General features: G+C 41.8%; 24 protein-coding genes. 11 read left to right on the forward strand and 13 right to left on the reverse strand.

The window, feature by feature from the left end:
- Positions 1-331 precede the first annotated feature (331 nt).
- A complete protein-coding gene (ccoG, locus tag NE535_RS13320; protein ID WP_261299117.1) occupies positions 332-1,759 on the reverse strand; it encodes a cytochrome c oxidase accessory protein CcoG in 1,428 nt (475 codons plus the stop codon).
- Between the two features lie 77 nt (positions 1,760-1,836).
- Here ccoG and NE535_RS13325 point away from each other — a divergent pair, with 77 nt between their 5' ends.
- From NE535_RS13325 to NE535_RS13335, 3 genes are all read left to right on the forward strand, one after another.
- Positions 1,837-2,187: a hypothetical protein gene (locus tag NE535_RS13325; protein ID WP_261299118.1), complete on the forward strand. Its 351-nt coding sequence runs from the start codon at positions 1,837-1,839 to the stop codon at positions 2,185-2,187.
- Between the two features lie 85 nt (positions 2,188-2,272).
- Entirely contained in the window at positions 2,273-3,175 is a 903-nt protein-coding gene (locus NE535_RS13330; RefSeq protein WP_261299119.1) for a 1,4-dihydroxy-2-naphthoyl-CoA synthase, read from the forward strand.
- Positions 3,176-3,443: 268 nt separating this feature from the next.
- The gene (locus NE535_RS13335) at positions 3,444-3,656 is read left to right on the forward strand and encodes a DUF2061 domain-containing protein (RefSeq protein ID WP_261299120.1); all 213 of its coding nucleotides are present in this window, start codon (positions 3,444-3,446) and stop codon (positions 3,654-3,656) included.
- A gap of 32 nt (positions 3,657-3,688) precedes the next feature.
- Here the strand turns inward: NE535_RS13335 and NE535_RS13340 are convergent, their stop codons facing one another.
- Positions 3,689-4,888, reverse strand: a complete 1,200-nt coding sequence (locus tag NE535_RS13340; RefSeq protein ID WP_261299121.1) for a potassium/proton antiporter — start codon at positions 4,886-4,888, stop codon at positions 3,689-3,691.
- Positions 4,889-5,431: 543 nt separating this feature from the next.
- Between NE535_RS13340 and NE535_RS13345 the strand changes: the two genes are divergently transcribed.
- From NE535_RS13345 to pstB, 4 genes are all read left to right on the forward strand, one after another.
- Entirely contained in the window at positions 5,432-6,241 is an 810-nt protein-coding gene (locus tag NE535_RS13345; protein ID WP_261299122.1) for a phosphate ABC transporter substrate-binding protein, read from the forward strand.
- Positions 6,242-6,314: 73 nt separating this feature from the next.
- Positions 6,315-7,226, forward strand: a complete 912-nt coding sequence (pstC, locus tag NE535_RS13350; protein WP_261299123.1) for a phosphate ABC transporter permease subunit PstC — start codon at positions 6,315-6,317, stop codon at positions 7,224-7,226.
- Positions 7,226-8,089, forward strand: a complete 864-nt coding sequence (gene pstA, locus NE535_RS13355) for a phosphate ABC transporter permease PstA (RefSeq protein ID WP_261299124.1) — start codon at positions 7,226-7,228, stop codon at positions 8,087-8,089. The genes pstC and pstA overlap by 1 nt, the downstream gene beginning before the upstream one ends.
- 11 nt (positions 8,090-8,100) lie before the next feature.
- A complete protein-coding gene (gene pstB, locus NE535_RS13360; RefSeq protein WP_261299125.1) occupies positions 8,101-8,850 on the forward strand; it encodes a phosphate ABC transporter ATP-binding protein PstB in 750 nt (249 codons plus the stop codon).
- Positions 8,851-8,972: 122 nt separating this feature from the next.
- Here pstB and NE535_RS13365 read toward each other — a convergent pair whose 3' ends face one another.
- The 3 genes from NE535_RS13365 to NE535_RS13375 are packed head-to-tail and all read right to left on the reverse strand — an operon-like array spanning position 8,973 to position 11,970.
- Positions 8,973-10,070 carry an ABC transporter permease gene (locus NE535_RS13365; protein WP_261299126.1) on the reverse strand — a complete coding sequence of 366 codons (1,098 nt, stop codon included), beginning with the start codon at positions 10,068-10,070 and terminating at the stop codon, positions 8,973-8,975.
- Complete coding sequence (locus NE535_RS13370) at positions 10,067-10,993, reverse strand: ABC transporter ATP-binding protein (RefSeq protein WP_261299127.1); 927 nt, start codon at positions 10,991-10,993, stop codon at positions 10,067-10,069. Before NE535_RS13370 ends, NE535_RS13365 begins: the two co-directional genes overlap by 4 nt.
- 2 nt (positions 10,994-10,995) lie before the next feature.
- Complete coding sequence (locus NE535_RS13375) at positions 10,996-11,970, reverse strand: HlyD family secretion protein (RefSeq protein ID WP_261299128.1); 975 nt, start codon at positions 11,968-11,970, stop codon at positions 10,996-10,998.
- Between the two features lie 178 nt (positions 11,971-12,148).
- Here NE535_RS13375 and NE535_RS13380 point away from each other — a divergent pair, with 178 nt between their 5' ends.
- Complete coding sequence (locus NE535_RS13380) at positions 12,149-12,331, forward strand: DUF6435 family protein (RefSeq protein WP_261299129.1); 183 nt, start codon at positions 12,149-12,151, stop codon at positions 12,329-12,331.
- A 300-nt stretch (positions 12,332-12,631) separates the two neighbouring features.
- The gene (locus NE535_RS13385) at positions 12,632-12,883 is read left to right on the forward strand and encodes a hypothetical protein (protein WP_261299130.1); all 252 of its coding nucleotides are present in this window, start codon (positions 12,632-12,634) and stop codon (positions 12,881-12,883) included.
- A 105-nt stretch (positions 12,884-12,988) separates the two neighbouring features.
- On the opposite strand, the gene NE535_RS13390 is transcribed toward NE535_RS13385, so the two are convergent.
- The 7 genes from NE535_RS13390 to NE535_RS13420 all read right to left on the reverse strand — a co-directional run bounded on the left by NE535_RS13390 (position 12,989) and on the right by NE535_RS13420 (position 18,942).
- The gene (locus tag NE535_RS13390) at positions 12,989-13,483 is read right to left on the reverse strand and encodes a haloacid dehalogenase-like hydrolase (RefSeq protein WP_261299131.1); all 495 of its coding nucleotides are present in this window, start codon (positions 13,481-13,483) and stop codon (positions 12,989-12,991) included.
- A gap of 13 nt (positions 13,484-13,496) precedes the next feature.
- On the reverse strand, positions 13,497-14,723 hold the full coding sequence (gene arsJ, locus NE535_RS13395) for an organoarsenical effux MFS transporter ArsJ (protein ID WP_261299132.1): 1,227 nt from the start codon (positions 14,721-14,723) through the stop codon (positions 13,497-13,499).
- Positions 14,724-14,740: 17 nt separating this feature from the next.
- Entirely contained in the window at positions 14,741-15,763 is a 1,023-nt protein-coding gene (locus NE535_RS13400; protein WP_261299133.1) for an ArsJ-associated glyceraldehyde-3-phosphate dehydrogenase, read from the reverse strand.
- A gap of 14 nt (positions 15,764-15,777) precedes the next feature.
- Positions 15,778-16,140, reverse strand: coding sequence for a phosphatase domain-containing protein (locus tag NE535_RS13405; protein ID WP_342454523.1), 363 nt, complete (start codon positions 16,138-16,140; stop codon positions 15,778-15,780).
- Positions 16,141-16,310: 170 nt separating this feature from the next.
- Positions 16,311-17,333 (reverse strand): ACR3 family arsenite efflux transporter, encoded by a 1,023-nt coding sequence (gene arsB, locus NE535_RS13410; protein ID WP_261299134.1) that lies wholly within the window; start codon positions 17,331-17,333, stop codon positions 16,311-16,313.
- A 46-nt stretch (positions 17,334-17,379) separates the two neighbouring features.
- A complete protein-coding gene (locus tag NE535_RS13415) occupies positions 17,380-18,174 on the reverse strand; it encodes a metalloregulator ArsR/SmtB family transcription factor (RefSeq protein ID WP_261299135.1) in 795 nt (264 codons plus the stop codon).
- 72 nt (positions 18,175-18,246) lie between these two features.
- Positions 18,247-18,942 carry an aspartate/glutamate racemase family protein gene (locus tag NE535_RS13420; RefSeq protein WP_261299136.1) on the reverse strand — a complete coding sequence of 232 codons (696 nt, stop codon included), beginning with the start codon at positions 18,940-18,942 and terminating at the stop codon, positions 18,247-18,249.
- Between the two features lie 362 nt (positions 18,943-19,304).
- Here NE535_RS13420 and NE535_RS13425 point away from each other — a divergent pair, with 362 nt between their 5' ends.
- Entirely contained in the window at positions 19,305-20,498 is a 1,194-nt protein-coding gene (locus NE535_RS13425) for a class I SAM-dependent rRNA methyltransferase (RefSeq protein ID WP_261299137.1), read from the forward strand.
- Positions 20,499-21,056: 558 nt separating this feature from the next.
- Here NE535_RS13425 and NE535_RS13430 read toward each other — a convergent pair.
- Positions 21,057-21,227, reverse strand: coding sequence for a hypothetical protein (locus NE535_RS13430; RefSeq protein WP_261299138.1), 171 nt, complete (start codon positions 21,225-21,227; stop codon positions 21,057-21,059).
- A 155-nt stretch (positions 21,228-21,382) separates the two neighbouring features.
- On the opposite strand from NE535_RS13430, the gene NE535_RS13435 reads away from it, so the two are divergent.
- A complete protein-coding gene (locus NE535_RS13435; protein WP_261299139.1) occupies positions 21,383-22,564 on the forward strand; it encodes a hypothetical protein in 1,182 nt (393 codons plus the stop codon).
- Positions 22,565-22,609 lie beyond the last annotated feature (45 nt).

Here is a 22,609-nt window from a genome sequence, read left to right on the forward strand (position 1 = left end):
CGTTGGCTTGGGCTGCGTATTCTACGCTTTCCCGTGTCTGCGTCAAGTGTTTTTTCAAACTTTCTTTTCGCTGCTGATTTGAGGTTAAAACCGAAGTCTTTATGTTTCAAATCAACCTGACTTCCTAAGTGATTAACTTCGGATGGCGCTTTGCTTTCGCGCTGTGCCGTGTCAGTGGATGCGCATTATAGGGAGCTAAGATTTTTGCGCAACCCCTTTTTTGAAGTTTTTTGCAAAATAGGATTTGATGGCGCAATTATTGGGCATAACGCGCAAAAAAGGGACTATTCGTCCCTTTTTATGCTGATTTTAACTATTTTATCGTTGTTTATTACTCACCAAAGAAACGTGTTTCTTGGGTGGTAATTACCTTTTCACCATTAATTTCGGTTTCAACTACGATATTAATATTAGTGACACTGCGTTTTAAGACGACGGGGTCGACGGCGACACTAATAGGTAAGGTTAATACTTCACCGGCAGCAATGCTGACATTGTCTGGTCCTATCCATTTAGCATCATCAAGTCCATCAACACTTAATTTATAGTCATGTTGATATTCGGTCTTGTTGAGTATTTTAATGGTAAAGGTGTTTTCTATCTCGCCGCGACTATTCTCACGGTATAACGCATTACGATCTCGAATAACATCCATTCTCACAGGTGCTATGGTGGCGCTTGCATAAACGAACAAGAGAATCATGACGGTAAGCACGACACCGTAACCCACAAGTTTGGGTCTTAAGACCTTTTCTTGAACATTATCTAATTTGTTTTCAGTGGTGTAACTGATTAAGCCCTTGTCATAGCCCATGCGCTCCATTGTGTTATCGCATGCATCAATACAAGCTCCACAGTTAATACATTCGTATTGCAGACCATTTCGGATATCAATTCCCGTTGGGCACACTTGTACGCATAAGTCGCAATCAATACAGTCGCCCAACCCCATTTCTTTGGGATCTGCTTTGCGTGAACGAGGACCACGGGTTTCGCCACGTTTGGTATCATAACCAACTATATAGGTATTCTTATCGAACATGGCTGCTTGGAATCGTGCATAGGGACACATGTGAATACACATAATTTCACGCATCCAACCAGCATTACCATAAGTCGCTAGGGTAAAGAAAATCACCCAGAAATAGATACTGCCGTCAGCATTAAGGGTAAATACGTCGATATACACTTCGCGCGTGGGAACAAAATACGACACAAACGTCATCGCGGTAAGTAAAGCTACCAAGACCCAAGCGGTGTGCTTGGCCGTTTTACGCCATAGTTTGTCAAAGCTCCAGGGCATTTGGTCTAGCTTGATCCGCTTATTGCGCGCACCTTCAATTTTTTCTTCAAACCAAATGAATATGAATGTCCATACCGTTTGCGGACAAGTATAGCCACACCATACTCGTCCTAAATATGTTGTCACAAAAAACAAGCCGAAGGCTGCTATCATGAACAGCGCTGCTAATAAGGTGAGGTCTTGTGGCCAGATGGTTAAACCGAATACGTGGAACTTTTGTTCTGCAAGATTGAACCATACTGCTTGACGGTCTCCCCATGGGATCCAAGGCAGTATTAAAAAGAACAGCATGGAAATCCATCCCATACGACGACGAACGCGAGTCCAAAGCCCGTCTACAGCTCGCACATAGATACTATTACTGGGATCGAAACGGTCCGCTTTGCTGGCATCGGGTTGATGAATCTTTATTCGATTTTGTTTCGAATAATCTTTTGGCTTCGATTCTATTGTCATTTTACAGCCTTACTACATTAACATTACAAAGAAACTGGAATAGTATATACCTTTCTAACATTAACTCGGACATAAAAATGAGAGGTTGGATAGGTTTAGCCATCATAGTCGGCATAATTTATTACTTTGCAACAGAAACAAATAAGCTCGATGAGCCCATTGAATATGTAAAAAGTATTTTTATTTCTGCGGATAAAAAATTAACCTCGATGACGGGGACAAAAATTCAGCGGATTGATACTAAAATACCTGCGCTAAAAGAAACAATCTACGAGCGCTTATCGACCATTGAAATCCGTGAACTCGACGGTGTTTTCACCGACAATGAATCTATCGCTGACTTTAAAGAAGAATATTGCTTAAACTCTAAAGCCAGTCATCCGGTGTTTAGTCGAGAAAATTTGCAATTTATTTGCGATAAGATTTAGTTAACAGATTTATCCTCGCTAGATTGACCTAAATATTAATACAGCCTAGCCTTTGGATAATTGATTGAAAAAGGCTAGTAAAATAATGACTGAACAAGTTTCTGATATATTCGACCCATCACTTTGGGACACAGTTAGTGGTTTCAATTTTGAAGACATCACTTATCACCGCGCAAAAGATCAGGGAACGGTAAGAATTGCGATTAATCGCCCTGATTGCTTAAATTCATTTCGCCCTAAAACAGTAGACGAACTCTATATGGCATTAGACCATGCTAGACAATGGTCAGATGTCGGCTGTGTATTGATTACAGGTAATGGTCCATCTGCTAAGGGCCAATATTCTTTTTGTGCCGGCGGCGATCAACGCATTCGTGGTAAAGATGGTTATAAGTATGAAGGTGCTGAAGAAGGTAAGCCTGATATAGCAAGAATGGGACGTCTACACATATTAGAAGTACAACGTCTGATCCGTTTTATGCCTAAAGTGGTTATTGCTGTGGTACCTGGTTGGGCTGTTGGCGGTGGCCACAGTTTACATGTGGTATGTGACCTTACTTTAGCCTCTAAAGAACATGCTGTATTTAAGCAAACCGATCCCGATGTGGGCAGTTTTGACTCAGGCTATGGCAGTGCTTATTTAGCAAAAATGATTGGTCAGAAACGTGCTCGTGAGATTTTCTTCTTAGGCTTTAATTATACTGCTGATGAAGCATTTGATATGGGCATGGTAAACCGTTCTATCCCACATGCCGAACTAGAAACTGAAGCATTATCTTGGGCAAAAGAAATCAATAGTAAGTCGCCTACAGCAATGCGCATGCTTAAATATGGCTTTAACTTGCCAGATGACGGCTTAGTGGGTCAGCAACTCTTTGCAGGTGAAGCAACTCGTCTTGCTTATGGTACTGAAGAAGCGCAAGAAGGTCGCGATGCATTTCTTGAAAAACGCGATCAGGATTTTTCTAAATTCCCTTGGCATTATTAACGCCACTCGCTCACTAACCTAACTTCAAAGATTAACCCTCTGCAGTCATTGGGAGGGTTATCTTAATCCTCCAATAAGTTATTTCAGCACAAGCATTAACAGAAAATCACTAAGACATTGATTGTAAATGCTTTAAATTTTAAGTTGGTGCAAGAAAAACCTTAATCGAATAAATCTTTTGTGTTAATTGGTAAAAAACACTTTAAATGATAATAAGAACTGTTATCATTTAAATCAACTAAAAACTAATTCAGAAAAGGCTTTAATCATGAAAAAAACCATCTCTTTTGCAATCTTGCATTTCAGCGTCGCTTTTACGATTACCTATTTATTAACCGGCAGTATTGTTATTGGTGGCGCCGTAGCCCTAATTGAGCCAGCGGTTAATACAGTGGTGTTTTACTTTCATGACAAAGTTTGGAATCGCATTGAGGCCAATGAAACAGCCAATAACAACTTAGCCAGTATGGCTGTTTCATAACCTTTGTTGTGATTGAAAGCATTCTAGCGTCGCTATTTCGGCGGTGTTTGCTTCTCTAAACCCAATTTATTGGCTAAAGGTGCGATTGCGCCACCTTGAATAAAAATAGAGAACAACACAAAAAAGAACACCATATGCACAATATCAATCGCACCGGGTACGCCTGCCGCTGCTGGGATAAGTGCAAACACAATTGGCGTTGCACCTTTTAAACCAATCATGGAAATAAATAGCCGTTTTTTCCAGCTAGCTTTAACAAAGGGTAAATAACATAGCTGCACGGCCAATGGTCTAGCGACAAATATCAATAATAGTGCCGGAATGATAGACACCCAGAATACTGTCATCAGTGTTTGTGGGAAAATTTGCAACCCTAATACAATAAACATCAACGCCTGCGCTAACCACGACAGACTATTAAAGAAGTGTAAGTTAACCTGCTGTCCCCGTTTAATCCCATTACCGATCACCACACCCGCAATATATGACGCTAATAGAATATTCCCGCCCACTATATCAGCTCCGTAAGTGGCAATGATAAAGCTGGCTAAAACAAATACCGGAATTAAACCATATTCAGATAAACTAATACGATTCAGCAAAGTCACCGCCAACTTACCAATGGCAAACCCCACAACAATTGCGACTGCAATTTGAGTGAATAAACTAAGACTTAACGACGACACTGACACTGATTGCGTTGATGATAACGCCATTTCTGTCAGCACAATCACCATTAGCATGGCTACGGGATCATTGGTTGCTGATTCAAACTCCAATACCGTATCGGTTTCTTCTTTTAATTTGAGCTTTTTAGATTCCAGAATTGAAAATACGGCAGCCGCATCTGTTGATGACACTATCGCAGCAAATAGCAAACAGGTAATAAAATTAAAGTCGAGCAATAAAAATAAGATTGAAGCGAAAATGATAGTCGTAAATATAACCCCAAAAGAGGCCAGTACTCCGCCTTCTTTGTAAGCGACTTTGATTTTATCTGTTGAAGTATTCAACCCACCAACAAATACAATCACATTCAGGGCAAGCCCACCTATCCAAGCCGTTCTTTCCAAATTGTCATAAACAAAATTGAACTCACCATTTCCCAGTGATAACCCAACGCCCATGAAGATAAATAGCGACGGAATACCAAGTGTACGAGATGGGTGATGTAAAAGAATGCCAATAACAATCAGAATAGACATTCCAATCATGATCATCTCGGTTGTCATAAAGCCACCTTAGGAGTTGAATAAGTACATTTTGATGTATCGGCTTCTGGAAATAAAAGCCAAAGTTATAAGGGTAGAGAGTTTTATAACTAAACGGACTGTTAAGTCCGACTGTAATAAAACTTTAATAAAATAATTTACCATTATTAGTTTACGCACAATATAACACTTTTCTCACCCTCAAACTTAAAATAGCCTTAAACCACAATTAACACCAAGCCATCATGCTAGCGAAACTTCGACGCAAAACGGACAGACATGCAGCTTGGCCGTGACATTTCACACTTTTAGCCCACTTAAGAAAACCTCATATCTTTTTGCTAAATTAAAGTTAATAAAGCACAAGTGCTAACATCAACATAACACAATTAAAACATAAGCTTAGATGCGCCATTTAAAAAATATAACGCCCCATCTCACTGTAACTTTACTGTCATATTGATCTGTCTTAATGCACTCGCTTCAAATTACAGCGTTGAAAGAAGCCCCCTAACTTCAGTTATCCAAGACGGATATTGAAACAAACAATAAGTGGAATTTGTGATGAAAAAAGTGATTGGTTTATTAACTGCTGTTGGCTTAATGACAGCACCTCTTGTTCAAGCTAGTACAGTAACAGTATCTGGTTCAACATCTGTTGCACACGTTATGGAAGTGCTAGCTGAAAATTATCAAAACACGACGAACAAAAGTGTTGAAGTACAGGGCACGGGCTCATCTGCCGGTATTCGTGCAGCTAAAGACGGCACCAGCATGATTGGTATGTCATCTCGTAATATTAAACCAAATGAATTAACGCCAAAAACAAAAGAAATTGTTATTGCTCGTGATGGTATTGCAGCCGCAGTGAATAAAGCAAACCCTGTTAAAGACCTGACTCAAGAGCAAATTTCTAAAATCTATCGTGGTGAAATCAAAAACTGGAGCGAAGTAGGCGGCGAAGCGCGTCCAATCGTTGTGGTCACCCGAGAAAACGGTTCTGGTACTCGTGGCGCTTTCGAAGAAATCATGGACTTACAGCGTTCTGTAAATGGCCACACAGTGACAGCCATTACGACTTCAGCTCAAGTGGGTAACGGTAACGGTATGATCAAAACCATGGTTGCTAACAATCCTTACGCTATCGGTTATATCTCGCTCGGTAGTGTTGATGACTCACTGAATGCTTTATCTGTAAATGGTGTTGCAGCAACAGATAACAATATTGCCGCAGGCGACTATCAAATTGCGCGTCCATTCATTGCTTTAATGAATGACGATGCACCAGCAACAGCAAAATCATTTATTGAATACATCATGTCTGAAGACGGTCAACGTATCGTTGCAGAAGAAGGCTACATCCGCGTTCAGTAATAGTTATTGAACGTTTTGCATAAGAATGCTTATGCGTTCTTATGCTGCTTTTTGATTATATAGAGGTTGTAACATGGAAACGGCTAGTAAAATGGAGATGACGACAAATGTATCACTGTCTCCTGCCAAGAAAATTGATTGGGTAGAAATGCTCTTTCACGGGTTATTTTTTCTCAGCGCCATGGTTGGCGTGGTATCTGTCATCACTATTGGCTGGTTTGTTTTCTATGAAGGATTACCTGCATTTAAAGAAGCGGGAGTATTAAACATCATTTTCGGTAAAGAGTGGCTACCACCAGCTCTTTACGGTATAGCCTCAATGATTGTTGCTTCTCTTGCCTCAACCATGGGCGCAGTACTAATTGGTGTTCCAGTGGCGATTATGACAGCGGTATTCTTAGCGGAAATTGCCCCCAAGTGGCTAGCTAATATTGTCAGACCTGCTGTTGAGCTATTAGCGGGTATCCCTTCGGTGGTTTATGGTTTTTTCGGTTTGATTGTTATCGTGCCAGCCATTGAAACACTGTTTAATATTCCTGCTGGTAACACCTTATTAGCTGGAGTTATCGTGTTGGCGATCATGATTTTGCCAACGGTTATTACTATTTCTGAAACGTCGATACGTGCACTCACCCCGACTTATAAAGAAGGGGCATTGGCCCTAGGTGCCTCGCACATTTACAGTATTTTTAACGTATTAATTCCAGCAGCCAAGAGCGGAATTTATACCGGTGTAGCTTTAGGTGTCGCTCGCGCCATAGGTGAAACCATGGCCATTATCATGGTGATGGGAAACGCTCCTGCTATGCCTGGTTCACTACTTGAACCTGCACGTTCATTAACGGCTAACATCGCCATGGAAATGTCTTATGCCACAGGTATCCATTCAAGCGCTTTATATGCCACCGGCATTGTCTTATTAGCCTTTATTGTTTGTTTGAATGCTGGACTACTTTATCTGAACCGTAAAAGAGGACATGCATAATGACTCAGCTATCGAATAAGCAAAACCGCGATTTTAAAGATAAAGCTGCACTGGCTGGGGTTTGGGCATCTGCTGCGTTAACCATCGTCTTTTTACTCTGGGTTGTATGGCACATTTTATCTAACGGCTTAAGCCATGTCAGTTGGGAGTTTATCACCAGTAGCTACACCCGTATTGGTGAAGCATCAGGAATTTGGGCGATGATAGTATCAACCGTATATATGGTTGGCCTATCACTGAGTATCGCGGCGCCATTAGGTATTATGACGGCGATTTACCTAACCGAATATGCAAAACCTGGCAGCAAATTGGTTGAGTTGATCCGTTTTTGTGTTGAATCGTTAGCGGGTATCCCATCGATTGTTTACGGTCTATTCGGCATGACCTTCTTTGTGACTGTGCTCGGCCTTGGTTTCTCAATCCTTGCGGGTTCATTGACATTATCGATGCTTATTTTACCGGTAATTATTCGCACCACAGAAGAAGCGTTAATGGCTGTCCCTATGAGCTACCGTGAAGGTGGTTATGCACTGGGTAGTTCAAAAATATATACCATTTGGCGACTAATTTTACCTAACGCATTACCGGGTATTGTGACCTCTATTATTTTGAGTACTGGACGCGTTATTGGTGAATCAGCACCAGTATTTTTAACCGCAGGTATGGTAACGCAAATTCCAGAGTCAGTATTAGATTCAGGCCGCACCCTAACCGTACACCTATATAAACTCACCCAAGAATTATTTACTCAACATGAGTGGGATCAGGCTTATGCCACTGCCACCATTTTGATTGTATTAGTACTGATACTAAACCTAATCACTAAATTTATCGCAACACGATTTGATAAACATACACATTAAGGCAATTTAAAATGAACAAGCTTGAAGTCAACAATCTCAACCTTTTCTACGGCGAAAACCATGCGCTGAAAAATATTTCATTGCCTATTCCCGCCAAACAGGTCACGGCATTAATTGGCCCGTCAGGTTGTGGTAAATCCACCCTACTGCGTACTTTAAACCGAATGAATGACTTAGTGGCTGGCGTCACCATTAATGGCGATGTGCTGTTTGAAGGCGAAAACATTTATTCAGACATTGATGTAAAACAACTGCGGATGCGAGTGGGCATGGTATTTCAAAAGCCTAACCCATTCCCGATGAGTATTTATGACAATGTTGCCTTTGGCCTAAAAGCTCAAGGTGAAAAAGACCAACAAGTGATTGCTGATATGGTTGAAGAGTCATTACGTGGTGCTGCATTGTGGGATGAAGTAAAAGAACGCCTGCATAGTCCAGCATTAGGTTTATCTGGTGGTCAGCAACAGCGTTTATGTATTGCGCGAGCCATAGCCATGCAACCTGAAGTGATTTTAATGGATGAACCAACCAGTGCGCTTGATCCAATCGCCACTCATAAAATTGAAGAGTTGATGGATGAGTTACGTAAAAAGTTCACTATTGTAATTGTGACTCACTCAATGAATCAGGCCAAACGGATTTCAGATAAAACCGCCTTCTTCTGGATGGGTGAGTTAGTTGAACACGCGGATACCGCTACCTTATTCCAACACCCAGTTGATAGCCGAACTCGAGGTTATGTCAGCGGTGAGTTTGGTTAACATGAGTAAAAACCTGAACTCGAAATAACGAGTTCAGGTTTGTTGTCCTAACTTTGCTTAATAATTGCTACATCATAAGGCGCTAAAGTTGCACGGCCTATAATCAAACTAACAACGGCAATTTAATCCAAATTCTTATTAAAGCGACTAGCGGCAATCATTAATCCGAACAAGGTAAAACCTGCTAACCATAACGTATCAGGCCATAAATCGATGAGATCCGCCTCTCGTAATACCACGCCGCGGATCAAGCGCATAAAGTGGGTGGCTGGTAAGGCTTCTGAAATCCACTGTGCCACCACAGGCATGCCTTCATAGGGAAACATAAAGCCCGATAACAAAATAGAAGGTAATAACACAAACACTGTCATTTGCATGGCTTGTAACTGGGTTTTGGCGACGGTTGATATCATTAACCCAAGGGTTAAACTGGCGGCAATAAATAACAAAGTACCCAATAAAATTTGTGCTAAAGAGCCATTTATTGGGACATCAAAGATGCCATGACCGAGGCCCAGAATAATCCCCACTTGCACCAGACCGACAAAAATGTACGGCACAATTTTGGCTATCATTAACTCCATGGGATGGATCGGTGTCGTAATTAATAGCTCTAAATTCCCCCGCTCTCGCTCTCTCACAATGGCGGTACTGGTAAATAAGATCATCGTCATAGTGAGAATAATCCCCAATAATCCCGGAACAATGTTGACCGCAGATCGTCGGGTGGGGTTGTAATACAACACCACTTCAAACGTTTTTACTGTCTGCGGACGGATATCAAAATCAAAGTCAGTTAACGGCATTGATTGCAAAGCCAAAATGGCTGAGCTGATCATGGTATCTGAACCATCAACAATCCATTGACCTAAAACCCGCTGCTGCATTATCCGCTGGGTTAAATCATTAGGCAAAATCAGTGCCGCCCGCACGACACCTTGTTTAATGGCTAATTCCGCCTCTTGCACAGTGGCATAACGCTGCACCACGTCAACAACCTGCGTCACCTTCACCGACTCGATAATCACTCGTCCAGCAGTACTCTGGCTTTGATCAACGACAGCGATAGGAATTTGTCTGATATCGGTATTGATAGCGTAGCCAAATAATAACAGCTGGATTAATGGGATCATCACCACCATGCCAAAGGTGATCCTATCCCGAGATAACTGCCTAAACTCTTTGACAATAACCGCTTTCATGCGCAAAAAAGAAATCATTGGCGCCCCTTGCCTGTCACACACACAAACACATCTTCAAGGCTTGGTCGAGTAAGGTTTATTTCAGCCTTACTCAATTCCGTGAATGTAGTTTTTAACCACTGAATAGGATCGATAACATCTTGATAAATCAATACCCGCAAACGAATCCCTTGCTGCGCTGCTGATCGCACTTGCTGACAGTCCATCAATTTAAGCTTTAACGCCCTTAGATTAGGCGCGTAAACCTCGATGACATTGACGCCCATTTCACGCATTAAGGTTTCTGGCTCTCCATCGGCACGGATTTGACCGCTTTCCATAATCGCTAATCGATGGCAGCGTTCAGCTTCATCCATGTAATGAGTTGTCACCAAAATGGTGGTGCCTTGCTCTGACAAGTCGAACAATTGCTCCCAAAAATCGCGCCTATTTTGTGGATCCACTGCCGATGTTGGCTCATCTAAAAACAATAACTCAGGATTATGCATGGTGGCACATGCCAATGATAAACGCTGTTTTTGACCACCACTCATACCTGCAACCCGCTGCTGACGCAAAGCATCTAAGCCGTAGGTAATTAATTGCTGTTCAATCCGCTGGCGCAGAAAAGCGCTATTCATGCCAAATATTTGTCCAATAAACTGCATGTTTTCTTCAACAGATAAATCATCATAGAGCGAGAATTTTTGCGTCATATAACCAATTTTTAACCGCAGTTGCTCTGCTTGTTTCGGAACAGCTAACCCCAGCACTTCAACCTCACCTGCCGTCGGACTAAGCAAACCAGTTAACACCCTTATCATGGTGGACTTACCGCAACCATTGGGGCCTAAAAAACCATAAATACAGCCTTTTGGCACCCGCAGAGTGACGTTATCAATGGCACTAAAGTCGGCAAACTTTTTCACCACATTGGTTGCATCAATCACGTAATCACTCATGATTAATCTCCGCTAACGGCAAATGTACTTAAATCAACTTGCGCTGGCACACCTGATGGAAGCTGAGCAGCGGCCTCTTCTAAGTCAACTTCAGCAAGGTACATTAATCTAGCTCGCTCGTTTTCGGTTAACGCGTAGTAAGGTGTAAAAGAAGCTTCATGGGAAACCCAGCGCACTCGACCCGTTAAGCTATTTTCAACCCCATCAACATGAACGGTTACCTGTTTGCCTGGGGTAAATTGAGTTCGATAAGGTGCAGGTACGTATACTCGTGCGTAAGGCACTCGGTTTGCTAGCATGACAGCAACCACGCTATTAGTAGATACTCGTTCACCTAGGTTATAAGGCAAGTTATCTAAAATACCATCACGCGTGGCAACAATAGTCAGCTCTGCCAGCTTTTGGGTTTGCAATGCCACTTCAGCACGATTGGCATCTAACTCAGCTTTCGCTTGCTCAATATCTTCAACTCTAGAGCCTGCCGTGAGCTTACTAAACTCTTCTTTCGCTGAGTTTAAAGCGGCTTGAGCTTTGTCTCGACTGGCTAAGGCAGAGTCTAAATCGGATTGGCTGACTAACTTGCGGGCGACGAGTTCAACCTGACGGCGATAGCTTTTTTGTGTCTCAACAAATAGCGCTTCAGCTTGAGCTACATTGGCTTGCGCTGCAGCGATATCTTCTGGGCGCTCACCATTGGTCAGCTTAAGTAAATACGCCATGGCTTTGGCCTCATTAGCTTTCGCTCGGGCGAGTATTGCTTGTTGATTTTGGGTGTCGAGGCGCACTAACACTTGCCCCGCAGTAACTAGGCTGCCTTCAACAACGGGAAGTTCGCGGATAATTTCATTGGCGGTGGCGGTAAAGGTGACCCTATCACGCTCTAAGGTACCAATTGCTTGATGGGGAGTTGACGGAGAGCACGCTGATACGAATACAGCTAATATTATAACCATTACACCTAACACTCTGTATTTCATTACTTTCCCCTGTATCTAACTGAATATCCATTTACTACAACACCACTTAGCTCAAGTTAAGGGTATATCATTTATGCTGATTTACTGTGGTCTTTATGAAAATGTTTATAAAAAATAGCAACTAAAACCTTTTTATTAGCGTATCAATAATATCTGATAACCAATCAAAGTGATTTGTATGTTTTCATTTTTTAATAAAGATCCAATCAAAAAATTAAATAAACAATATGAAGCAAAACTTGAACAAGCCATGCACGCCCAGCGCAAGGGGGATATTAGAAGCTATTCGATGCTCACCGCTGAAGCAGAGAAAATTAACGATGAAATTATTGCCATAGAACAAAAGCAACAAGCTAATTGAGCAAAACTCAGGTTAATTAACGCTGTCGGCAGTTAAGTTGTCATTGGGACAAAAGAACCAATTGGGGTAATCGCAAAAACCTAGATAGAAGCAGCGCTTACACTCAAACGCGAACCTTGCACGGTTCACAAGGCCTACTTGTCCACCAGCAGCAGTCTGCGGAAATATTCTTGCATGAAACAAAAGCAAAGCGCTTTTTGATATGGATTGAACAACCCGCACGCAGGTTAAATAGGATTACTCTGCAGGCCTTTTTGCTTTACCATTTGATAAAGTATCCCAACATAACATGAGCGCATTTTGGCAAAACCCAATCCCAAAGGCCCAACTCGCACCGTCGATATTTTTTGCGCGAAATGCAAAGCCCAGTTGTTCAAATATCGCAAGGGCGGTAAAGGCGCGTTAGTAAAATGCTTTAAGGAACGAATTGTTGATGACTTAACCACCACGCCTTGTGTGTGTCCGCAGTGTGAAACAACCTTTGCTAGAGAAACCTTAATACGCGGCACCCCTGCTTATAAAATGATTGGCGGTAAAGTGACGATGAAATAAGTCTGCAATTTATACTTGTTTCGCGCCCCGATAATAAGCAACATCAGCCAAAGCGAGCATAGGCAAATCTTCTTTGGTATCGCCATAAGCATAAACAGTGTCAAATCAAGTCAATATTAGCTTGCGAGTGATTGCTGAAACTTTGTCTGCACCACAATCTCCATATAAGTAACGCCCCGTAAAATGCTTGGCATTTGTTTCTAACTCGCTACAAATCAATTTAATACCCTGATCACTGCACCAAATGGATAAATAAGGATCAATAGAAGCAGAGACCACATACACATGATGCCCTTGTGTTTGATGCCATTTAATACGCGAAATAATTTGTGACTGCAAAATATGTGGAATAACCTCTGTAACATAGCGCTGCGCAAAGGCTTGTACCTGCTGAACATCACGCCGATAAAACGCCACTGCACTGATTAACGTGCGCATTTTACAAGCCGGTAACCAGCCCAACTGATAAAGTAAAATGGCCGGAGAAAGTAGCAGTCCACCAATAAAGCGACGAGGTTTAGGGGTACAAAAAAGTATAAATTTGGTGTAGCTGTCTTCAGTCGTAATAGTGCCGTCAAAGTCAAATAAGGCTAAGTTCATCACTTTTATCTTTTCAGTTATTGGATGACGTTATCGGTAGCTTAATCGATAACATAGCCGCAATAGCCACAAACAATGCAGATATCCATAAACAAGCTTCCAGCCCATACAGTTGAAACACAATACCCGATAACACAGTGCCAATTAATCGCCCCATGGCGTTAGCCATATAATAAAAACCCACATCAAGAGACACCCCATCTGCATCGGCATAACTGACAATTAAATAACTGTGTAGTGAAGAGTTAACCGCAAATACAGCCCCAAAAATCAATAAACCTATCACTACAGATGCTTGTAGATAAAAATCAAAATGTAAGGCGAATGCAATTGCGACAGGGATAATGGTTAAGTAGCTAGCCCATATAAAAGCCGAGCGACCTGTCGGGACTCGCCCCTGTTTTTTACCTGTTATATAAGGTGCAAGTGATTGCACTATGCCATAGCCAATCACCCAGCTCGCCATAAAGCCGCCAACCCACCAATGGTCCCAGTTAAAGGTTACAGCTAAAAAAACCGGTAAAGCCACCACGAACCACACATCACGCGCCCCAAACAAAAACAATCGCGCGGCAGACAAAATATTAATCGCCCGACTTTTAGAAAACACCTCTTTAAACTTAGGCTTATTTTTAGCCTTGCCAAGATCTTGTTTCAATGCAATCAAACTGAATAACCACACTACTGCTAATAGTGATGCCATTAAGATAATGGCACCTCTAAATTCAAGCAGCGTGAGTAGTGCCCCGCCCAAAAAGAAACCGACACCTTTTAGGGCATTTTTAGAGCCCGTTAATACCGCTACCCACTGGTATAACTTACCTTCAGCACCCGCTGGCACTAGCAACTTAATGGCACTTTTAGCACTCATCTTATTCAAATCTTTGGCAATACCAGACAATGCTTGCGCCGCCATAACATAGGCCACACTTAACATATCTGCAGGTACGGCTAACATGCCCAGCGCGACTATTTGCAACCCAAGGCCAATGTTCATGGTTTTATTTAACCCTAAACGCGCCCCAAGCCAGCCACCGATGAGGTTGGTTACCACCCCAAAGATTTCATAAAACAAAAACAACATCGCAATATTTATTGGGCTATAACCTAAATGATGGAAATACAACACCACCAACATGCGCAGCGCACCATCAGTTAAGGTAAATGCCCAATAATTACCCGTTATCACTAGATATTGCTTAATCTGTGGTGAAAACGTGCTGAGTGATAAAAGTCCCATCAATGTTCAGCCTTTAGCTATTTTTTATCCGCCAAACCAACCATACGCGCTAACTCTGCTGTGCGATTAGCATAGCCCCACTCATTGTCATACCACACATATAGCTTCACTTGGGTGTCATTGACCACCATAGTGGATAAGGCATCAATAATGCTTGAGCGCGGATCAGTTTTATAATCAATCGACACTAATGGCCGAGTTTCATAACCCAATATGTCTTTAAGTTCATTTTCAGCCGCATATTTTAATAACTGATTAACCTCTGCCACATCTGTTTTACGCTCAACTTCAAATACGCAATCGGTTAAAGAGGCATTGGTTAAGGGCACACGAATCGCGTGACCATTTAGCTTGCCTTTTAATTCAGGAAAAATATGGGTAATTGCCGTTGCTGAACCTGTGGTGGTAGGAATTAAGCTAGTGCCACAGGCACGGGCGCGACGTAAATCTTGATGGGGTGCATCGATAATGGTTTGCGTATTGGTAATGTCATGAATAGTGGTCATAGAGCCATGCTTAATGCCAATTTTTTCATGGATAACTTTGACCACAGGCGCTAAACAGTTAGTGGTGCAAGAGGCTGCGGTGACGATAGGGTGGATATCTTTATTGTATAAAGCTTCATTTACCCCCATCACAATATTAAGCACGCCATCTTCTTTAACGGGTGCTGTAACCACCACACGTTTTACGCCTTGCTCTAAATAAGCTTGCAACAGTGCTTTGGTTTTAATTTTACCCGATGCTTCTATGACCACATCGCATTTTGACCAATCAGTATCTTCAGTCGCGATATTCTGGGTACAGGGAATCGTTTTGCCGTTAACAACCATGGCTTGATCGCCATTGACTTCAGTATGGCTTGCTTCATGGTGCCAACGGCCATGCACTGAGTCAAATGTCATTAAATGAGCCAGAGTTGCTGCATCACCTGCCGGATCATTGATATGCACAATTTCAATGTCATCCCAGTCAAATGCGGCGCGCATTGATAAACGTCCCATACGGCCAAAGCCATTAATACCGATTTTAATCGTCACCTTGTAATCCTCGTTTATCGTTGAGTATTGAAATAATTTAATTGCACTGGATGTTTCAGCGCATTCGGTCTGATTTGTTGTACCTGCTGAATCACCTTTTCAGCTGGCCAGCCATAGGCTAGTAATCTCAAGCCTATCACCAAGCCAGTTCTGCCTGAGCCGCCACGACAATGCACCGCAATAGTGCCTTGCTGTGCCAGCGCTGCTAAAATAGTCACCTTATGCAATTGCCATTGGGATTCAAACTCTCCATTAGGCGCTGCATCATCAAGAATAGGTAATTGTAGCCACTGGATATCTTGCTCGGCACACGCCTTTGCCAAATCGCTAGCATTATTATCGGCCATTTCTTCATCAAACATCAGCGTGAGTAACATATCCGTTCCCGCCTGTTTGAGTGTGGCGACAGACTCGGTTAAGTTAGCGTTTTTTGTACCTGGGCAAGGGTAAAAATCAGCCTTGCGCCATTATCTAAGGTTAAGGTGTCAAAAGGATGTGATTGCATCGTCATAGCGTGTATTACCATTAATGTGAAATGAATACGGTGTTATTGCGTGGGCATGCTGTTGGCTTTACGGTTTAAAAATGCCACCAAAGACAGCATAACTGGCACTTCCACCAGCACGCCAACAACCGTTGCCAATGCCGCACCAGAATGTAAGCCAAATAATGAAATAGCCACAGCAACCGCTAGCTCAAAAAAGTTAGAGGTACCAATTAAACAGGCTGGGGCGGCAATATTGTGCGGTAGTTTTAACCGTTTGGCTGCGATATACGCCAGGTAGAAAATGCCATAGGTTTGCAGTAATAACGGAATGGCGATAAGCACTATAATTTGCGGGTCCGACACTATGGTATTGGCTTGAAAACCAAACAGTAACACCACAGTGGCTAATAAACCGATCACCGACCAGGGCTTTAACTTAGCTAAAAACTGATTAATGCCCTGCTCACCTCGGCGCTTATTGAGCCACTGCCTTGTTAGTACACCGGCGATTAAGGGCAACAACACATACAAAAGCACCGAAACCAGCAAGGTTTGCCAAGGTACTTGAATATCACTCACACCCAACAAAAAAGCTGAGATAGGCGCAAAAGCAAATATCATAATCACATCATTCACAGACACTTGCACTAAGGTGTAATTAGGGTCGCCTTTAGTCAGTTGTGACCAAACAAATACCATCGCTGTACAGGGCGCTACACCAAGTAAAATCATCCCTGCGATGTATTCTTGCGCCGATGAAGGGTCAACCCATTCGGCAAATAAAACGTTGAAAAACAACCACCCCAGCGCGGCCATAGTAAATGGTTTAATTAACCAATTGATCACTATTGTCAGTAATAGCCCCTGAGAGTTTTTACCGATATCTTTAACGGCTGAAAAATCGATTTGCAGCATCATGGGGTAAATCATCACCCATATAAACACCGCCACCAGAATATTCACGTGGGCGACTTCAAGATTGGCTATTGCTTGAAACGCTTCAGGTTGTAATAAACCCAAGCCCACACCTATCATGATGCACAAGCTAACCCACACCGAAAGATACCGCTCAAAAATACCCATACTCTAAACCATCTTTAATTATCCCTACCACTTATACGGCAAGGGATTACTGACAAAAACTCGCTTTATTCGGTCGACCTTGCATATCGGCTAGCCGAGTTAACGGGATATCAATCAGGGGAATATTGTTCTCAGTGGTTTGAGCTAATACCGACTTTGCCCACAAAGGCAATTCGGGATGAATTCGATAAAATACCCACTGTCCCTGTTTTCTGTCGCTAATGATGTTGGCCTTCTTTAACACAGCTAAATTACGCGAAACCTTAGGTTGGCTGTCTTCTGCCAATGCTTGCATCAACTCGCACACGCAAAGTTCGCCGTGGTAATGGGTCAGCATTAAGGTTTTTAAGCGGATATCATCGGTTAAGCATTTAAAAAATAATGTAGGGTCGATATTAAAAGCAGAAGCGGGTTCATCACTCAATGCCTTACCAGCGGTATTTTCAAGCAGTAAAAACATCGATAAACGGTTATTGATTTCATTCAAGGTCGCCGCAAAAGGGTTGCAACCTAAACGTGACTTAGGATCTGGGAAATCCCAAGCAAATTGCTTCGCGGCACCAGGGTAACTTCGGCATTCAAGGCTGGCTTTGTCGCAAAGGGTTATCACGTAATCAAACGTTTGGCCCTGATAATCATCAATATGATTCGAAACTAACTCACTGGTATCAATACCAAAACGATTTAACGCCTCAACCGTGCGACTATCTACTACTTCCGGATGCGTACCTGCACTAAAAACCTCAAAGCGATCACCCGCACGATGCGTTAACAACACTTCAGCCATTTGTGATCTAGCTGAATTACCTGTACACAAAAACAATACTCGAGGTTTTGTCATATTCATATTTCATTTAAGTCACACCAAAACATATGAAATAGTGTATATATGAAATATTACATGTAAAGTATTTTATGATTTTAATGCTAATGCGACCGCTTTTGCTGCATGAATTTGGGTAGTGTCGTACAACGGGACATCCGTGTGTTGTGGTTCAACCAATAACGCAATTTCAGTACACCCCAAAATAACCGCCTCGGCGCCTTGTTGATAAAGATCATTGATGACCGAAATAAAGTGCTGCCGAGATTGATTATTGATAGTACCCAGGCATAACTCGTTATAAATCACATCGTGGATCATCTCTTGCCCTGCGTGGGTGGGCACCAATACGTCAATATCAAAACGTTCAGTGAGTCGATTTTTATAAAAATCCTCCTGCATGGTGAATTTAGTGCCTAATAGCCCTACACGTGTTATGCCATCGGTCACCAATTGTTGTGCGGTAGCATCGGCAATGTGCACTAACGGAATACTAATTGCAGCTTGTACTTCGTCAGCCACTTTGTGCATGGTATTGGTACAAATAAGCACAAAGTCAGCACCTCCAGCCTCAACAGCCTGCGCCGCTTTTACCAACAGGATTGCGCTATCATCCCAACGATTTTGTCGCTGCAGTTTTTCTATCTCGTCAAAATCCACACTATAAAGGCACACCTTAGCCGAATGTAATCCACCTAATGTCCGCTTTATGCCCTGGTTTATTGCTTGATAATAACTCACGGTCGATTCCCAACTCATGCCGCCTATCAGGCCAATTGTTTTCATTAAATGACACCTTATTTGGTTTGAAAATAGGTTGGCTGTTTATGTCCCTGTGATCTTTAACGTATCAGCAAATTAATAAACTTGATGATGCGCGATTAATATCATTTAGTCACATCACAAGAATATTAACCAAAGGACAAGACACTCGCCCAAACCGCATCGCCGATTACCTCTTTTACAAACCTACACCTATCACAAACATATGCAATAAACTCAATTTGCTATTTGTCAGGTTTTTAAGTTCAAAACACGCTATGATCCGCATCCTAAACCGCATCGTTTTTTAAACAACGCCACAGACTTTATTCGGCGTAATGCACAGAATCCCATTTATCACTTTTACAATTACATTAGGCAATACCATGGCTATCAGAATAAAACTTAAACCTGGACGCGAACGTTCATTAGAACGCCGCCACCCTTGGGTGTTTTCCAACGGTATTCATAACGTCAATGGCGGTAAGCCACAAGCTGGCGACACTGTTGATGTAGTCGGTCACGACGGCCGTTGGTTAGCACGTGGGGCATGGTCGCCAGAGTCACAAATTCAAGTTCGTGTATGGACCTTTAATAAAGAAGAAGCTATCGACGCAGATTTTTTTGCCCGCCGCATTCAACGAGCCCAAGCGGGACGAGAAGACTTAATCCGTGAACAGGGGCTAACAGGTTATCGTTTAATTGCTGCGGAATCTGATGGTTTACCGGGTATCACCATTGACCGTTACGCCAATGTTTTAGTGTGCCAACTGCTAAGCACTGGTGCTGAAAAGTGGCGCGACACCATTGTTGAACAATTAGCGCTGCAATTTCCAGATTGCGCCATATATGAACGTTCTGATGTTGATTCTCGTAAAAAAGAAGGTTTATTGCCAGTAACCGGTTTACTGCACGGTGAGTTACCGCCAATGCCGGTGATTATTGAAGAAAATGGCATAAAAATAGCGGTTGATGTAGTTAAAGGCCATAAAACCGGTTTTTACTTAGATCAACGTGATAACCGCGCCATGGCAGCACGCTTTGTGAAGGGTAAATCGGTACTCAACTGTTTTTGCTACACCGGCACCTTTGGTTTATATGCAGCTAAAGCTGGCGCAGCCAGCATTGAAAACGTCGATGTTTCATCATTAGCGCTACAAACCGCCCGCGACAATATGGCAATTAACGGCTTAAACGACGACCACGTAAACTACCACGAAGCCGATGTATTTAAGCTATTAAGACAATATCGCGACGAGGGTAAAACCTTTGATGTTATCGTATTAGATCCACCTAAATTTGCCGATAATAAAGCACAATTAGATGGCGCATGTCGTGGTTACAAAGACATCAACATGATTGCCATGCAGTTGCTTAAGCCGGGTGGAATTTTACTGACGTTCTCATGTTCAGGGTTAATGCAGTCAGACCTATTCCAAAAAGTAGTTGCCGATGCCGCATTAGATGCCAACCGCGAAGTGCAGTTTTTTGAACGAATGCATCAAGCCAGTGACCACCCAATCAGCAGTGCATTCCCTGAGGGGTATTATCTGAAAGGGTTAGTTGCCAGAGTGTGGTAATAGCCAGCTAATTCAGGCTTGGCTATTGATGAAATGACCAAGTGTTAGGTAGCAAAAAGGGAAACTCTGCGTTCCCTTTTTTACTTAATGTAACCCAATAAAAGAGAGCACACTAACTATTCTAATAATTCTGAAAATCATAACTATCAAGGTAGTATATAGATATACCAAGCGGCTTAAACGCTAGATAAGAAGTTAAAGACACTGTGTATAAAAATCCATCAAACAAGAAGGACCATACTCAAAACAAGCAAAAACAATACTTAAAAGTTTTCAATGCTGATCGCCTTACTTTTAGTGAGATATAACGTTAAGCTAATCATAGATAAAATTATGTAATTCGTTAATAAATCATTTTCTTAGAAAAAATCAAATGGGAACCCAGCGCTTGAAACCTAATCCCAATCCCCCCAGCAACATAAACGCAATAAATAAACATATGTATTGAAAATACAATGAAAGGCGAAACCTAAATAATCCGCTTTGTTTTAATCTGATACACAAATCTAACTCAGTTAGATAATCGAGCATTAAAACTCATCATCACGAATCAATAAATCACCATTTACCCGTTACGATATTGATATACACCCCTACAACAATAACAGCCAACATTGATCCAATAAAAGGGGCTGTATTCGCTACCATAAGTGCCATACCAAGCGCAGCACCTAAACATAACGTGACAGCACCCAGTTTTTTTCGCCCGAGATTATTTTTTAGCTTCAAGTTAACCTCTCATCCATTGAGTCGATTCATTTAATTAGACTAAATCTGGTTTAAATTTACAGTAAATGCCCACACAAGACACCCCGTTTAATTGATTTATAAAAATAGATAATGGCAAAAAACCAAAAAACCAGTGAGCATTCATTGTAAAATGGTTGTTTAATCAGCAAAATAGATTACAAATATTAAAAATGGACTTTTTGATGAAACAAAAGCTTACGCTTGTTGGGATAGCATTACTTGTAGTTGGACTCCTTTTTATCTTTAATGAACACAAAACACCAACTGAACCTGTGCTACTAACTAAAACCAATGATGAGCAGCAACTATCCCATTCACAAATAGCTCGACAAACGCAAACCATAAATCAAACCGATAGCATTCTGCCAAATATCTCCCCTCAAGAAATGGTGCGTTGTGATGGAATAGCTGAAATGTTTACCGACCCCATTATCGAAGATAGCTTTAATAAATATTCGGCTAACCAAGACATTTACTTCGACAATATTAAGCAACAGCAAACTCAACAATCACGTATTGCTTCAGCTTTCATCAAAAAAAATAAATCAATTGAAGCCGATATAGTAAATTTTGATCAGCTATTACAAACATATCCAAGCAATAAGTTAATAGCATTTAACCTTATGCTACATTGCGGCTATTCCACAGTAGAAGTCTGTGATGAGACCATGATGCAAAGAGCATTAGATATTGACAACCAAAACGGTGCTCTTTGGTTGCAAATGGCAATATATCAGCTGAAATCGGCTGATGTAGAAAAAGCCAAAAAATCGCTGGTCCAGTTTGTCCATTCTCAACGTTATAACGAATATTCCGGAGACTATTTTTCTACAATCGATTTAGCCCTTAAAGAAGCTGGGGCGAATGATGATTTATCATTAAAAATTGCGATGCTTGGTATTGCCGCCACAAGATATAAACCCAATTATTCACTGCTTATTGAGCTATGTGACAAAACAGATACTGACAATGCTGCATTATTGAATATATGTTTACAAACCAGTCAAAGATTAATTGAATCGAAAGGTGGGCTATTTACTCATCAAATGGGTTTATCAATACAAAAGAGCATGTTGGAAAAATATGGTGATTCTGAAGGGATAGCTAATAATAGCTCTGCACAAAAAGCGTTTGATACTTTTAATGAAGAAGCAAACATTGCTATGAACATGGTGCTTCGAAGCCGAAAAAGAACCGGAGACTGGTTATCGTTAAATATAGATTATGGTGAGTTAGCGGCATTAGAATACATGATTGATCAAGCAAAGCAGGCCTCAGCCAATCACCAACAAGATCAATGTGCTATAAACTGGTAACCAAAAGCGGCCAAAAGGGGCTAGATAAAAACTAAGTGATGGTCA

This window comes from Shewanella holmiensis (assembly GCF_025370255.1).
Taxonomy (GTDB): Bacteria; Pseudomonadota; Gammaproteobacteria; order Enterobacterales; family Shewanellaceae; genus Shewanella; species Shewanella holmiensis.

Excerpts from the sequence above, each read along its gene's own strand:
- ccoG (WP_261299117.1), bottom strand. The coding sequence starts at position 1,759 with ATGACAATAGAATCGAAGCCAAAAGATTATTCGAAACAAAATCGAATA.
- NE535_RS13325 (WP_261299118.1), top strand. The coding sequence starts at position 1,837 with ATGAGAGGTTGGATAGGTTTAGCCATCATAGTCGGCATAATTTATTAC.
- NE535_RS13330 (WP_261299119.1), top strand. The coding sequence starts at position 2,273 with ATGACTGAACAAGTTTCTGATATATTCGACCCATCACTTTGGGACACA.
- NE535_RS13335 (WP_261299120.1), top strand. The coding sequence starts at position 3,444 with ATGAAAAAAACCATCTCTTTTGCAATCTTGCATTTCAGCGTCGCTTTT.
- NE535_RS13340 (WP_261299121.1), bottom strand. The coding sequence starts at position 4,888 with ATGACAACCGAGATGATCATGATTGGAATGTCTATTCTGATTGTTATT.
- NE535_RS13345 (WP_261299122.1), top strand. The coding sequence starts at position 5,432 with ATGAAAAAAGTGATTGGTTTATTAACTGCTGTTGGCTTAATGACAGCA.
- pstC (WP_261299123.1), top strand. The coding sequence starts at position 6,315 with ATGGAAACGGCTAGTAAAATGGAGATGACGACAAATGTATCACTGTCT.
- pstA (WP_261299124.1), top strand. The coding sequence starts at position 7,226 with ATGACTCAGCTATCGAATAAGCAAAACCGCGATTTTAAAGATAAAGCT.
- pstB (WP_261299125.1), top strand. The coding sequence starts at position 8,101 with ATGAACAAGCTTGAAGTCAACAATCTCAACCTTTTCTACGGCGAAAAC.
- NE535_RS13365 (WP_261299126.1), bottom strand. The coding sequence starts at position 10,070 with ATGATTTCTTTTTTGCGCATGAAAGCGGTTATTGTCAAAGAGTTTAGG.
- NE535_RS13370 (WP_261299127.1), bottom strand. The coding sequence starts at position 10,993 with ATGAGTGATTACGTGATTGATGCAACCAATGTGGTGAAAAAGTTTGCC.
- NE535_RS13375 (WP_261299128.1), bottom strand. The coding sequence starts at position 11,970 with ATGAAATACAGAGTGTTAGGTGTAATGGTTATAATATTAGCTGTATTC.
- NE535_RS13380 (WP_261299129.1), top strand. The coding sequence starts at position 12,149 with ATGTTTTCATTTTTTAATAAAGATCCAATCAAAAAATTAAATAAACAA.
- NE535_RS13390 (WP_261299131.1), bottom strand. The coding sequence starts at position 13,483 with ATGAACTTAGCCTTATTTGACTTTGACGGCACTATTACGACTGAAGAC.
- arsJ (WP_261299132.1), bottom strand. The coding sequence starts at position 14,723 with ATGGGACTTTTATCACTCAGCACGTTTTCACCACAGATTAAGCAATAT.
- NE535_RS13405 (WP_342454523.1), bottom strand. The coding sequence starts at position 16,140 with ATGTTACTCACGCTGATGTTTGATGAAGAAATGGCCGATAATAATGCT.
- arsB (WP_261299134.1), bottom strand. The coding sequence starts at position 17,333 with ATGGGTATTTTTGAGCGGTATCTTTCGGTGTGGGTTAGCTTGTGCATC.
- NE535_RS13415 (WP_261299135.1), bottom strand. The coding sequence starts at position 18,174 with ATGACAAAACCTCGAGTATTGTTTTTGTGTACAGGTAATTCAGCTAGA.
- NE535_RS13420 (WP_261299136.1), bottom strand. The coding sequence starts at position 18,942 with ATGAAAACAATTGGCCTGATAGGCGGCATGAGTTGGGAATCGACCGTG.
- NE535_RS13425 (WP_261299137.1), top strand. The coding sequence starts at position 19,305 with ATGGCTATCAGAATAAAACTTAAACCTGGACGCGAACGTTCATTAGAA.